The organism is Glacieibacterium frigidum (assembly GCF_007097155.1).
GTDB classification, from domain to species: domain Bacteria; phylum Pseudomonadota; class Alphaproteobacteria; order Sphingomonadales; family Sphingomonadaceae; genus Glacieibacterium; species Glacieibacterium frigidum.
In genome coordinates, this window is the sequence record NZ_VJWA01000002.1 from 1,078,697 (window position 1) to 1,092,037 (window position 13,341).

Genomic DNA, 13,341 nt, shown 5'->3' on the forward strand with positions numbered 1-13,341 from the left:
CCATTGATCGATCCCCGTCATGTCGTCGAGGCGCGTCGCTCGCTCACTTTGAGCAGCGCGCCGCAGGGGTATCTGCCGTGGCTGATGGCCGACCTCGCGCGTGCCGCGAAGGGCCGCGCGGTGTTCGTCGCGGCCGACGATGCGAGCGCGCGGGCGCTGCTCGACGCGGTGACCTTCTTCGCGCCCGAGCTCGAGACGATCTATCTGCCGGCGTGGGACTGCCTGCCCTACGACCGCGCTTCGCCCTCGCTGCGGGTCGCCAGCGACCGGCTCGCGGCGCTCGCGGCGCTGGTCCACCCGTCGGCCAAGGCGCAGCTGCTCGTCACCACGGTCAACGCGATGCTGCAGCGGACGCTGACCCCGGCGCGCATCCGTGACACCACCGCGATCATCAAGCCGGGCGCGCGCTTCGACCGCGACAAGCTCAGCGCGCTGCTCCAGGCCAACGGCTATGTCCGCACCGATACCGTGGCGGACGCGGGCGAATATGCGATCCGCGGCGGGCTGCTCGACCTGTATCCGGCGGGTGCCGCCGACGCGCTGCGCCTCGACTTCTTCGGCGACGAGATCGAGACGCTGCGCCGCTTCGACCCCGCGACGCAGCGCAGCACCGCGCAGTCGGAAGGCTTCACTTTGCTGCCGGTCAGCGAGGTGCTGCTGACCGAGGACAGCATCCGGTCGTTCCGCAAGAACTACCTCGATGCGTTCGGGGCCACCGCGACGGGCGACCCGCTGTACGAGGCGATCAGCGACGGCCGGCGGCTGGCGGGGATGGAGCATTGGCTGCCGCTGTTCGAGCCCGAACTCGCGACGGTGTTCGACTATCTCGGGCCCGACGCGCTGATCGTTCGCGAGAGCGGTGCGACCAAGGCCGCCGGTCAGCGCTTCGAGGCGGTCGCCGACTATTACGACAACCGCAAGGCGGCGATGACCGGCAAGTCGGGCAGCTACCGCCCGCTGCCGACGACCGCGCTGTACCTCGACGAGGCCGAGTGGACGCGCGACCTCGCCGCTGCCCACGCGCACATCACCGCGCCGTTCGACGTGCCGGAGGGAACGCGCGACACGATCGAGTGCGGCGGCACCGGTCCGCGCGACTTCGCGCCCGAGCGCACCGCGGGTACCAACGTCTACGAGGCGGTGCAGGCGCACGTCGACGCACTCAAGAAGGCCAAGACCCGCGTCGTCCTCGCGAGCTATTCGAACGGCGCGCGCGAGCGGCTGCGCGGCCTGCTCGACGATCACGGCGTCAAGAAGCTGGCACTCGCCGACTCGTGGCAGGAGGCGCTGGGCACCGCCGCCAAGGGCAATGTCGCGCTCACCGTCGTGCCCTTGGATCACGGCTTCACGCTGAGCGACCTCGCGGTGCTGACCGAGCAGGACATGCTGGGCGACCGCCTCGTCCGCCGCCGCAAGTCCGCCAAGAAGGCCGACGCCTTCCTCGCCGAGCTCGCGATGCTGACGCCGGGCGACTTGCTCGTCCACGCCGACCACGGCATCGGGCGCTACGAGGGGCTGGTCGCGGTCGACATCGGCAAGGCGCCGCACGACTGCGTGATGCTCTATTACGAGGGCGGCTCGAAGCTCTACGTGCCGGTCGAGAACATCGACGTGCTGAGCCGCTACGGCAGCGAGAGCGAGGGTGTCGGGCTCGACCGCTTGGGCGGCGTCGCCTGGGCGGCGCGCAAGGCCAAGATGAAGTCGCGCATCCGCGAGATCGCGGGCGAGCTGATGGCAACGGCTGCCGCAAGGGCGCTGCGGCAGGCCGAGGTCGCGATCCCAGACGGCCATGCCTATGCCGAATTCGCTGACCGCTTTCCGTACTCGGAGACCGAGGACCAGCAGCGCGCGATCGACGACGTGCTGGCGGACCTTGCCAGCGGCACGCCGATGGACCGGCTGGTCTGCGGCGACGTCGGCTTCGGCAAGACCGAGGTCGCGCTGCGCGCCGCCTTCGCCGCCGCGCTGCAGGGCATGCAGGTCGCCGTCGTCTGCCCGACGACGCTGCTCGCGCGCCAGCATTACGCGGGCTTCCGCGAGCGCTTCAACGGGCTGCCGGTGCAGGTCCGCCACATCTCGCGCCTCGTCACCGCCGCCGACGCGAAGAGCGCGCGCGACGGGCTGGCGGACGGTACGGTCGATATCGTCGTGGGCACCCACGCACTGCTGGCCAAGTCGATCGAGTTCAAGCGACTGGGGCTGGTCATCGTCGACGAGGAGCAGCGCTTCGGCGTCGTCCACAAGGAAAAGCTGAAGAATCTCAAGGCCGACGTCCACGTCCTGACGCTGACCGCCACCCCGATCCCGCGGACGCTTCAGATGGCGCTGACCGGCCTGCGCGAGCTGTCGATCATCGCTACGCCGCCGGTCGACCGGCTCGCGGTGCGCACCTACGTCATGCCGTGGGACCCCGTCGTCATCCGCGAGGCGCTGCTGCGCGAGCATTACCGTGGCGGGCAGAGCTTCTTCGTCACCCCCAAGATCGCCGACCTGGCCGATATCGAGGCGTTCCTGCGCGACCAGGTGCCCGAGGTGAAGGCGGTCACCGCGCACGGCCAGATGGCGCCGAGCGAGGTCGAGGAGCGGATGAGCGCCTTCTACGACCGCAAGTACGACGTGCTGCTGTCGACGACGATCATCGAGTCCGGGCTCGATATCCCGTCCGCGAACACGCTGATCGTCAACCGCGCCGACCGCTTCGGCCTCGCGCAGCTGTACCAGATCCGCGGCCGCGTCGGGCGCGCCAAGATCCGGGCGTATGCCTACATGACGACGCCCGCCGACATGCAGATCACCGAAACTGCCGAGAAGCGCCTGCACGTGCTGTCGACGCTCGACTCGCTCGGTGCCGGCTTCCAGCTGGCGAGCCACGACCTCGACATTCGCGGCGCGGGCAACCTGCTCGGCGACGAGCAGTCAGGACATTTCCGCGAGATCGGCTTCGAACTCTACCAGACGATGCTGGAGGAGGCGATCGTCGAGGCCCGCATGGGTGCGCAGGGGCTCAAACCCCCGCCCGAGACCTTCTCGCCGTCGATCAACGTCGATGCGCCGATCCTGATTCCGGAGGATTATGTCCCCGATCTCAACCTGCGCATGGCGCTGTACCGCCGCATGAACGACCTCGCGGACCGTGCGCAGGTCGACGGCTTCGCGGCGGAAATGATCGACCGCTTCGGGCCGCTGCCCGAGGAAGTGTCGAACCTCGTGCAGGTCATCGAGATCAAGCAGTTCTGCCTGAAGGCGCGAATCTCGAAGCTTGAGGCGGGTAGCAAGGGTGCGCTCGTCAGCTTCCAGAACGACCAGTTTGCCCAGCCCGAGGCGCTGCTCGACTATATCGCGCGGCTCGGCACGCGCGCGAAGCTGCGGCCCGATTCGAAGCTGTTCATCGGCGGCGACTGGGGCACGGTGCGCGCCCGGCTGAACGGCGCGCTGAGCCTCGCCAAGGCCCTGTCGCGCCTCGCCAGCGGGACCGCGCTCAAGCCCGCCGCGCCGTCGATCGCGCCCAAGGCCAAGCCGCTGCCGCCGCGTCCGTCGGTGTTCCGGTCGAAGGGCGCCGTTGGCCGCTAGAGCCGGCTGTTCCAGTCGATCGTGAACGCCGCGAGCGCCGCCGAGTCGAGCGCGGGCGCGCACAGATAGCCCTGATAGCAGTCGCACAGCGCCGCCTTGACGCGGTCGAGGTCGGTCTCGGTCTCCACCCCCTCCGCCGTCACACGGATGCCCAGCGCGCGGGCCATGTCGACGATGCCACGCACGATGATGCGGTCGCGCGCGTTCCCCGCGAGGTCGCGCGTCAGGCGCTTGTCGAGCTTCAGGCAGTCGAGCGGCAGCGACTTGAGATACGACAGGCTCGAATAGCCCGTGCCGAAATCGTCGAGCGCGATGCGGATGCCGCTCGCCTGCGCCGCGGCCAGGGTCGTGCCTGCCGCGTCGAGGTTCTCGATCAGGTCGCTCTCGGTGATCTCCAGCGTCAGGCGGCTGCGTTCGAAGCCGCTCTCGTTCAGCGCCGCGTCGAGGTCGCGGTTGAAATCGGGGGCGGCGAGGTCGCCTGCGGTTACGTTGACCGCAAGCTTGAGGTCGGCCAGCGCGGCGGGCCACTTCGCCGCCTCGGCGATGGCACGGGCGCGGATATGGACGCCGAGCCGCGTACCGTATTCGGATGCCGCCGCGACATCGAGCAGGGTCTCGACGGGCAGCGCGCCGAATTCAGGGTGGGTCCAGCGCACCAGCGCCTCGACCCCCGCGATCTTCCCGGTGTCGAGCGACACCTGCGGCTGGAAATGCACGTCGAGCCCGCCGTCGGCGATGGCGCGGCGCAGGTCGGCCTCCAGCGCAGCACGGTGCGCCAGCGGATCGGTGTCGAGGATGTCGGTGTTGATCTCGATCTCGCCGGGCGCCCCCGCACGCGCCCGCGACAGCGCCGCTGCTGCCCGGCGGAACAGCGCGTCGGCGCCGTCGCCCGCCCCACCGCTGGCGATGCCGACCCGGACGCCGAGATAGACGACGCGGCCGCCCGCGGCGAAGGGTGCCTCGCACGCCGCGACGATGCGGCTGGCGAGGCGGCCGGCGTCGGCAAGCGTCACCGGACCCGGCATGACGACGGCGAACTCCGCGCCGCCCATGCGCGACACCAGCCGCGCCCCCGCGTCGCCGCCTTCGGCGATCTCGTCCTCGGCGACGTGGCGCACCAGCCGCTCGGCGACCGCCTGCAGCAATGTGTCGGCGACGATCGCGCCATAGGCCGAATTGATCTGCCCGAAGCGCCCGACCGCGATGCGCATCACCACCGCCGCCGGCGATTCGGTGCCGTCGGCGAGCAAGGTCGCGACCCAGGCAAGCGCATGGTCGGCGGTGGCGAGCCCGGTCAGTGCGTCGCGCCGTGCGTCCGCGGGCAGCATCGAGACGCGCCCCGCCAGCGCCTCGTCGAGCCGGTCGACCGCGCGTGCCGCCAGCCGCAGTGCATCGGCCAGTTCGGCCGCCCCGAACGGGCTGGCGAGCACGTGCGTCGCACCGGCGGCAAGTGCCGCAGCAGTCGCGCCCGCCTCGCCGCGCCCGACCAGCGCGAGCATCGCGCCGCGCCGCTCGGCGACCTGCGCCCCGATCTCGTGCGCGGCGATTGACGCGGTGGCGAGCGCGCCGCGCAGGTCGATCAGTGCGACCCGCGCCTTGGTCCGCGCGAAAGTGGCCGCGGCAGCGTCGGCACGCACGACGAGTTCGTAGGTTACGGCGTTGGCGTCGAGCTGCGCGCGCAGGTCGCGCGCGTAGCGCGGCACGACCACGAAAAGTTCGGGAATCGAAATGACTTCAGCCTGTCTGACCTCAACCAAAGTCATAGACGGTCGCGCCGTACCGGGCCAGCCTTCGCAGGCGCGCGCCTGTGCACAATGGACTTTGACGCCGGGGGCAGCCATCGTCGGCACCGCATGATGATCGTCCCCCCGCCCGTCCGCCTGCCCGTCGCCGGCGCCGGCATGGCCGCGCCACTCGTCGACAATTATGGACGCACCATTAATTACTTACGTGTGTCGGTGACCGACCGATGCGACTTCCGCTGCGTTTATTGCATGTCCGAGACGATGACCTTCCTGCCGCGCAGCGAAGTGCTGAGTTTGGAAGAAATCGACACGCTTGCTACCGCCTTCGTGCGTCGCGGCACGCGCAAACTGCGGCTGACCGGCGGCGAGCCGCTGGTCCGGCGCGGCATCATCGACCTGGTGCGCAGCCTGACACGGCATCTCGGCAACGGCCTCGACGAACTGACCCTGACGACCAACGGCTCGCAGCTGGCGCGCCACGCCGCCGACCTGCACGCGGCCGGCGTCCGGCGGATCAACGTCAGCCTCGATACGCTGTGTCCGGACAAGTTCGCGGCCATCACCCGCTGGGGCAAGCTGGCGCCCGTGCTGGAGGGGATAGCCGCCGCGACGCGCGCGGGCCTGCACATCAAGATCAACATGGTCGCGCTGAAGGGCGTCAACGACGGCGAGATCGGCGACATGCTGGCGTGGTGTGCCGCCGCGGGCCACGACCTCGTGCTGATCGAGACGATGCCGCTGGGCGACGTCGAGGGCGACCGGCTCGACCGCTATCTGCCGCTTAAGACCGTGCGTCGCGATCTGGAGCGCCGCCTGACTTTGGTCGACCTGCCCGATTCGACCGGCGGCCCGGCGCGCTATGTCCGCATCGCCGAGACCGGGCAGCGGCTGGGCTTCATCACGCCGCTGACGCACAATTTCTGCGAGACCTGCAACCGCGTGCGGTTGACCGCGACGGGGATGCTGTACCTGTGCCTGGGGCAGGACGACGCCGCCGACCTGCGCGCCGTGCTGCGCTCGGGCGGCGACCTCGACGCCGCGCTCGACGAGGCGATGACGCGCAAGCCCAAGGGCCACGACTTCGTCATCGACCGCCGCGCCGCGCGCCCCGCCGTGGCGCGCCACATGAGCGTCACCGGCGGATGAAGCTCGCTTTGCTCGCCTCGCCGACGCCGCCGGCCGAAGCCGCCGCGGCCGAGCTCCGCGCGGCGTACGAGTGGGGCCCGATCGCCGATGCCGAGGTGGTGGTGGCCTTGGGCGGGGACGGCTTCCTGCTCCAGGTCCTCCACGCCGCGCTCGACGCGAAAGCGCCCAAGCCGATGTTCGGCATGAACCTCGGCACGGTCGGCTTCATGATGAACGAATACAGCGCCGAGGGGCTGGTCGAGCGGGTCCGCGCCGCCAAGGCGTTCAAGCTCAACCCCCTGCTGATGACCGCGACGACCGTGTCGGGCGAAGTCGTGCGCTCGCCTGCAATCAACGAGGTGTCGCTGCTGCGCGAAACCCGCCAGGCCGCCAAGATCGAGATCAGCATCGACGGGCGCGTCCGCATGGCCGAGCTGGCGTGCGACGGCGTGCTGGTCGCGACGCCTGCGGGCTCGACCGCGTACAACCTGTCGGCGAACGGCCCGATCCTGCCGCTGCAGAGCGACCTGCTGGCGCTGACGCCGATCAGCCCGTTCAGGCCGCGGCGCTGGCGAGGCGCGCTGCTGCCCCAGGCGTCGATGATCGAGTTCCGCGTACTGGAGGCCGCCAAGCGCCCGGTGAGCGCGGTCGCCGACCAGCTGGAGGTGCGCGACGTCGCGCATGTCGCGGTGACCAGCGACAAGTCGGTGGTGCTCGACCTGTTGTTCGACCCCGACTACGCCCTCGACGACCGGATCGTCATGGAACAGTTCCTAAGCTGAGTTAGGGGTTGGCGATGCGGCAAGGGGTTGCTATAGCCCCGCCCCTGCTGCTGTTCCTCGGTAGCTCAGCGGTAGAGCATTCGACTGTTAATCGAATGGTCGTAGGTTCGAATCCTACCCGGGGAGCCATTTTCCAGCATGATTGCCGGCGAGCGCGATTTCGCGCCGCACCGATCAATCGACATTGGTGCCCGCGGCCGGAATCGAACCGGCATATCCGTGAGGATGAGGGATTTTAAGTCCCTTGCGTCTACCGGTTCCGCCACGCGGGCACGGGTCAGCCTTTAGCCGACGTTGAGGCGCTCGCGTAAGTCCTTGCCGGGTTTGAAATAGGGGACGCGCTTGGCGTCGACCGCGACCGCGGTGCCGGTGCGTGGGTTGCGTCCGGTACGGGCCTCACGCGCGCGGGTCGAGAAGGCCCCGAAGCCGCGCAGTTCGACGCGCCGTCCGGAGGCGAGCGCCGTGACGATCTCGTCGAAGATCGTGCCGACGATGCGTTCGACGTCGCGTTGCGTCAGGTGGGGGTTCGCGGCACCGACCGCCTGCACCAATTCCGACCTGATCATCCACAGTCCTTCCGCGCCAACTTGCCGCACGGTATTTTCTTACGAGTGCGTAACGAGACGTCAAGCATCCCAGGTTAGTGTATCGTATTTAGCCCCGAAACGAAACACCCCGCCAGTCACGGCGGGGTGCATAACGTCATGGTCGGTTTGGCGCCTTAACCCTTATCAGTATCGTCGCCGGCCTTGGCGCGGTTGAGCGCCGCACCCAGGATGTCGCCGAGCGAAGCGCCCGAGTCGGACGACCCGTACTGCGCCACGGCCTGCTTCTCCTCGGTGATCTGCATCGCCTTGATGCTGAGCGTCGGCTTCTTGTTCTTCTCGAAGCCGATGACCATCGCGTCGACCTTCTGGCCGACCTGGAAACGCTCGGCGCGCTGCTCGTCACGGTCGCGCGACAGGTCGCCGCGCTTGATGAACGCCAGCGGGCCGTCCTCGCCGACCTGGACCTCGATGCCGCCGTCGCGGGCCTCGATAACCGTCGCGGTGACGATCTGGTTCTTGCGATAGTCGCTGCCGCCCGCGGCCGTGGTGCCGCCGGTCGCGCCGCCCTGGACCTTGGTCTCGTCGAGCTGCTTGATGCCGAGGCTGATGCGCTCCTTCTCGACGTCGATCTCGAGGACGACGGCGCGGACGCGCTCGCCCTTGTGATGCGACGCGAGCGCCTGCTCGCCGGTCAGGCCCCAGGCGATGTCCGACATGTGGACCATGCCGTCGACGTCGCCCTCGAGGCCGACGAACAGACCGAACTCGGTGGTGTTCTTGACCTCGCCCTCGACGATCGTGCCGACCGGGTTCTGCTCGGCGAAGACCTCCCACGGGTTACGCTGCGCCTGCTTGAGGCCCAGCGAAATGCGGCGCTTGTCCTCGTCGACCTCGAGGACGATGACCTCGACCTCCTGACTGGTGCTGACGATCTTGCCCGGGTGGACGTTCTTCTTGACCCACGACATCTCGCTGACGTGGACGAGGCCCTCGATGCCCGCCTCCAGCTCGACGAACGCACCATATTCGGTGATGTTCGTCACGCGGCCCTTGTGCTTCGAATCGACGGCGTAGCGCGTCGCGGCGGTCGTCCAGGGATCGGCCTCGAGCTGCTTCATGCCCAGGCTGATGCGCTGCGTCTCGCGGTTGATGCGGACGATCTGCACGCGCAGCACGTCGCCGATGTTGAGGACCTCACTCGGATGGCCGACGCGCTTGTAGCTCATGTCGGTGACGTGGAGCAGGCCGTCGATGCCGCCGAGATCCACGAACGCGCCGTAGTCGGTGATGTTCTTGACGGTACCGTCGACGATCTGGCCCTCGGCGAGGCTCTGGATCAGGCCGGTGCGCTGCTCGGCGCGGCTCTCCTCGAGGATCGAGCGGCGCGACACGACGATGTTGCCGCGCTTGCGGTCCATTTTCAGGATCACGAAGGGCTGCGGAAGGTTCATCAGCGGGGTGACATCGCGCACCGGGCGGATGTCGACCTGCGAGCCGGGCAGGAAGGCCACGGCGCCGCTGAGGTCGACGGTGAAGCCGCCCTTGACGCGGCCGAAGATGACGCCCTCGACGCGCTCGCCGGCGGCGTACTGCGTCTCGAGCGTATCCCACGCGGCTTCGCGGCGGGCTCGGTCGCGCGACAGCATCGCCTCGCCCATCGAATTCTCGACGCGGTCGACGAACACCTCGACCTCGTCACCGACGCTGATTTCGGCCTTCACGCCGGGGGCTGCGAACTCGCGCAGCGGCACGCGGCCCTCGCTCTTCAAACCGACGTCGATGACTGCGAGATCGTTCTCGATCGCGGTGACGCGACCCTTGACGACGCGTCCCTCGAAGCTCTGGTTCTTGCCCAGCGAGCTCTCGAGCATCGCGGCGAAATCATCACGCGTCGGTTGTGCGGCAGAAGCCATAAAGTCGTACGTCCCATATTCGCGAGCCGCACCATGCGACCCGTTCCACGCCGTTCGCGCCGCACCATGCGAGCGCGCCCAATGTCCAACGATTGAGGTTTAGCGGTTCCGCAGCGTCGCCGCTGCCACCAGCGCGATCGCCCGTTGAACGGCGGCGTCTATAGCCAGTTCGGTGGTATCGAGCAAGGCAGCATCGTCGGCACGGTGGAGCGGCGCCGCCGCGCGGTTCGAGTCACGGGCATCGCGCGCGGCGATGTCGGCCAGCACGCTGAGCAGGTCGCGGGTGTCGCCGGCACGTGCAAGCTCGGCATGGCGGCGGCGGGCGCGCTCCTCGGGGCTGGCGGTGACGAACAGCTTGGCGTGCGCGTGCGGCGCAATGACGGTACCGATGTCGCGCCCGTCGAGGACCGCGCCGCCGGGCTGCGCCGCGAACGCGCGCTGGCGGTCCAGGAGCACAGCGCGGACGCCGGGGTGGGCCGAGACGATCGAGGCGCTTTCGGCGTTCGCGCTGCTCATCAGGTCGGGCTCGTCGAGCAGGGCCGGGTCGAGGGCCTGGGCATGGCGCTCGGCGACCGCCGGATCGGCGGGGTCGCCGCCGGCGCGGCGGACCGAAAGGCCGACGGCGCGGTACAGCTTGCCGGTGTCGAGGTGGGGCAGGCCGTATTCGCGGGCGAGCGCGCGGGCGATGGTGCCCTTGCCGCTGGCGGCGGGGCCGTCGACGGCGATGATCAGGGGGGTGTGGTGCATCGCGCACCCCTTATGCGGCGAGGCGGGGTCAGGCCACCCCCGCGCGCGCCAAGGCCGGCGCGCTGACCCGCGTCCACGCCGCGGCGCGCGCCATCGACGACGGGGCGAGGGTCAGGCCCGCGAGCAGCACGGCGCGACCGGCGCGCGACCAGCCGAAGCGCTGCAGCCAGGTCGCGCGCCCGATCTGCGCAGCGATGTCGGCGCGTAAGCGCCGGTGGTAGGCGGCGGCATCCGCCCCTTCCAGCACGGCGCGCGCCGCGACCGCCGCGCTGTGCAGCGCGATCGACATGCCGTCGCCCGAGAAGGACGGGATAACCCCCGCCTGGTCGCCGAGGCGGTAGGCGCCGTCGTCGCCGCGATGGACGAAGCCATAGGGCACGCCCGAGATCGTCAGCGGCCGGTCGAGCATCGGCTGCGCGTCCCCGAGCCGCGCGCGCAGGTGCGGCTCGCGCAGCAGTTCGGCGAACAGCGTCGGCCAGTCGCCCGCGGCGGCATAGCGCTCACGCGATACGAGCAGGCACAGGTTGGCGATGCCGCCCTCGACGAGCTGAAGGCCAGCATAGCCGCCATCGAAGAGCGCGACGTCGATGTGCTGCTGAAGCGCCGTCGTAGTGCGCGCCGACACGCGGAAATATTGCTTGAAGCCGATCAGCCCGTCGATCGTGCCGCGCGTATCGCGCTTCACGCCCCGGACGTCGTGCTTGCCGGTGGCGAGCAGCAAGCGGCCGGCATCGATCGCGCCCGCGCTGGTTTCGAGTGCCGTGCCGTCGATCTGCCGCACGGCGACCCCGCGCTCGGCCTTCGCGCCCGCGGCGACCGCATGGTCGAGCAGCGCCTCGTCGAGGATGCGGCGGCTGACACCCACCCCCCGGAACGGCAGGCGGGTCTCGATGCGACGCGTGCCCGCGACCAGCCGCAGCCGGTCGATCGGCGCCCCACCCAGCCGCGGAAGATCGAAGCCGATCGCCGCCAAATGGGCCTGCGCCTCGGTCGACAGGAATTCGCCGCAGATCTTGTCGTGCGCACCCGACGAGCGTTCGAGCAGCAGCGGGCGCTCGCCCCCCTGCGCCAGCCGCGCCGCCGCCGCGGCTCCTGCCAGCCCGCCGCCGACGATGATGGTGCCGCTCACTTGCGCCGCCCGACGCACAGGCGGAACGGCAGATGCCAGCGGATCGTGACGACGTCCTTGGCGACGCCCGCCGCGCTGAGCAGCCGCTCCCAGTCCGCGCGGCGGAAAGCGCGCGTCACCGACACCGCGCCGTCGTGGCGCACGAAATCGTGCCAGCGCGCCGCCCAGGCCAGCGCCGAGAACCCCCGCCACGCGATCCAGTGGCGGTGCAGGTCGTTGACGAACCAGCCCTTGACCGACGACGCCTCCATCCAGCGCAGGAACTCGATCACGCCCGCATCGTCCATGTGGTGCGCGGTCAGCGAGCTGATGATGAAATCGAATCGCTCGGTCAGCGCGAAGGCGTCGCCGGTGCGGTAATCGATACCCCCGCCCGGCGTCGCGGCAGTCGCGGCGGGCTTGCTGCGCGGGTTGATGTCGATCCCCGTCAGCCGCGCCCGCTCGCCGAACCGCGCGTGAATCGCGCGCAGCATGTCGCCGTCCCCGAAGCCGACGTCGAGAACACTGAACGGCCGCCCGTCGGCGGTCGCCCGCGCCAGCCAGTCGAGCGTCGGCGGCCGCGCCCGCGTTACCGTGTTGACCCGCGCGAGATCGTGCATGACCGCCGCGAAGGTCGCGGGATCGACGTCGTCGGCGTCCATCCACTCGGGCGTGGCGGCGCGCGCCGCCAGGGTCACGCCGCCAGCCGCCTGAAGCGGAAGCTCTCGGCCGCCAGTCCCGGCCCGAACGCGACGCCGAAGCCGTCGGCGGCCTCGGTGGTGCCGCGCATGATGCGGTCGAGGACGAACATCAAAGTCGCCGAGCTCATGTTGCCAAAGTCCCGCAGCACCGACCGCGACCAGTCGAGCTTGCCCGCCGCGAGCTCGAACCCGGTCTCGACCGCATCGAGGATCGTGCGTCCGCCCGCGTGCACCGCCCACAGGTCGAAGTCCGCCGGGCGCTGGCCGCGCAGCAGCCCGCCATCGTCGTTGCGCTCGTTCTCGTACTTCAGCGCACGCGCGATCTTGCCCGGCACTTCGCCCGACAAATGCATGTCGAACCCCTGGTCGCCGATCCGCCAGGTGATCGCCTCGCCCGAATCCTCGATCGTCGCGGCGCGGAAGTCCTTGAGCGCGATGCCGCTCTCGTCCGCCGTCACGAGAGCAGCGGTGCAGCCGTCGCCGAACAACAGCATCGACAGCAGCCGCTCGAGATCGGCGGTCTGCTGGAAATGCAGCGTGCACAGCTCGAGGTTGACGACCAGAACCCGCGCCGACGGCTCCGAGCGGACGAAGTGATGCGCCAGCCGCAGCGAGTTGACCGCCGCATAGCACCCCATGAAGCCCACCGCGGTGCGCTCGACCGACGGATCGAGCCCGGCCAGCTTGACGATCAGCTGATCGACACCTGGCGCGATATGTCCGGTGCACGACGCGACGACGAGGTGCGTGATACGCTCGCGCTCGCCGTCGAGGTTCAGCGCGTCGATCGCCTGCATCGCGAGGCCCGGCGCGGTCTTCTCGAACCGCGCCATCCGCGCCGCGGTCGAGGGAAACTCGCCCGGCGTGTAGAAGCCCTCGGTATCGGCGACGAAGCCGTCGGGGTTCTCGACCGGCTCGAAGTAGGAATAGCGGTGCGAAATGCCCGAGCGGCTCTCCATCCGCTTGAAGATCAATTGATCGCGCCGCTCGGTAATGAAATGACCGACGAAGCGCACGAAAGCATCGTGAACGTCGTGCCCGGGCACTGCGGTGCCGATGCGGTTGATATGCGCCTGCGCCATGAACGAAACTCCCGGGCGCA

At 69.6% G+C, this 13,341-nt stretch carries 10 protein-coding genes and 2 tRNA genes; 4 read left to right on the top strand and 8 right to left on the bottom strand.

Translation table 11 applies throughout. The features are described from left to right. Nucleotides 1-3 precede the first annotated feature (3 nt). A complete protein-coding gene (gene mfd, locus FMM06_RS14715) occupies nt 4-3,570 on the top strand; it encodes a transcription-repair coupling factor (protein ID WP_144335085.1) in 3,567 nt (1,188 codons plus the stop codon). Here the strand turns inward: mfd and FMM06_RS14720 are convergent. Next, on the bottom strand, nt 3,567-5,273 hold the full coding sequence (locus FMM06_RS14720; protein ID WP_185965204.1) for a putative bifunctional diguanylate cyclase/phosphodiesterase: 1,707 nt from the start codon (nt 5,271-5,273) through the stop codon (nt 3,567-3,569). The two genes, mfd and FMM06_RS14720, sit on opposite strands and share 4 nt — an antisense overlap. Nucleotides 5,274-5,423: 150 nt before the next feature. On the opposite strand from FMM06_RS14720, the gene moaA reads away from it, so the two are divergent. The 3 genes from moaA to FMM06_RS14735 all read left to right on the top strand — a co-directional run bounded on the left by moaA (nt 5,424) and on the right by FMM06_RS14735 (nt 7,351). Beyond that, nucleotides 5,424-6,461: a GTP 3',8-cyclase MoaA gene (gene moaA / locus FMM06_RS14725; protein ID WP_144335087.1), complete on the top strand. Its 1,038-nt coding sequence runs from the start codon at nt 5,424-5,426 to the stop codon at nt 6,459-6,461. Next, nucleotides 6,458-7,222 (top strand): NAD kinase, encoded by a 765-nt coding sequence (locus tag FMM06_RS14730; protein ID WP_144335088.1) that lies wholly within the window; start codon nt 6,458-6,460, stop codon nt 7,220-7,222. Before moaA ends, FMM06_RS14730 begins: the two co-directional genes overlap by 4 nt. Before the next feature lie 54 nt (nt 7,223-7,276). Continuing rightward, nucleotides 7,277-7,351, top strand: a tRNA-Asn gene (locus FMM06_RS14735). A gap of 56 nt (nt 7,352-7,407) precedes the next feature. On the opposite strand, the gene FMM06_RS14740 is transcribed toward FMM06_RS14735, so the two are convergent. From FMM06_RS14740 to FMM06_RS14770, 7 genes are all read right to left on the bottom strand, one after another. Beyond that, a tRNA-Leu gene (locus FMM06_RS14740) sits at nt 7,408-7,494 on the bottom strand. 12 nt (nt 7,495-7,506) lie between these two features. Continuing rightward, the gene (locus FMM06_RS14745) at nt 7,507-7,788 is read right to left on the bottom strand and encodes an integration host factor subunit beta (RefSeq protein WP_144335089.1); all 282 of its coding nucleotides are present in this window, start codon (nt 7,786-7,788) and stop codon (nt 7,507-7,509) included. Nucleotides 7,789-7,943: 155 nt separating this feature from the next. Continuing rightward, complete coding sequence (rpsA, locus tag FMM06_RS14750; protein WP_144335090.1) at nt 7,944-9,683, bottom strand: 30S ribosomal protein S1; 1,740 nt, start codon at nt 9,681-9,683, stop codon at nt 7,944-7,946. A gap of 99 nt (nt 9,684-9,782) precedes the next feature. Then, nucleotides 9,783-10,415: a (d)CMP kinase gene (gene cmk / locus FMM06_RS14755; RefSeq protein WP_144335500.1), complete on the bottom strand. Its 633-nt coding sequence runs from the start codon at nt 10,413-10,415 to the stop codon at nt 9,783-9,785. A 43-nt stretch (nt 10,416-10,458) separates the two neighbouring features. Continuing rightward, nucleotides 10,459-11,559 carry an NAD(P)/FAD-dependent oxidoreductase gene (locus FMM06_RS14760; protein WP_144335091.1) on the bottom strand — a complete coding sequence of 367 codons (1,101 nt, stop codon included), beginning with the start codon at nt 11,557-11,559 and terminating at the stop codon, nt 10,459-10,461. Then, nucleotides 11,556-12,236: a methyltransferase domain-containing protein gene (locus FMM06_RS14765; protein WP_144335092.1), complete on the bottom strand. Its 681-nt coding sequence runs from the start codon at nt 12,234-12,236 to the stop codon at nt 11,556-11,558. The genes FMM06_RS14760 and FMM06_RS14765 overlap by 4 nt, the downstream gene beginning before the upstream one ends. Continuing rightward, nucleotides 12,233-13,321 (bottom strand): type III polyketide synthase, encoded by a 1,089-nt coding sequence (locus FMM06_RS14770; RefSeq protein WP_144335093.1) that lies wholly within the window; start codon nt 13,319-13,321, stop codon nt 12,233-12,235. The genes FMM06_RS14765 and FMM06_RS14770 overlap by 4 nt, the downstream gene beginning before the upstream one ends. Nucleotides 13,322-13,341 lie beyond the last annotated feature (20 nt).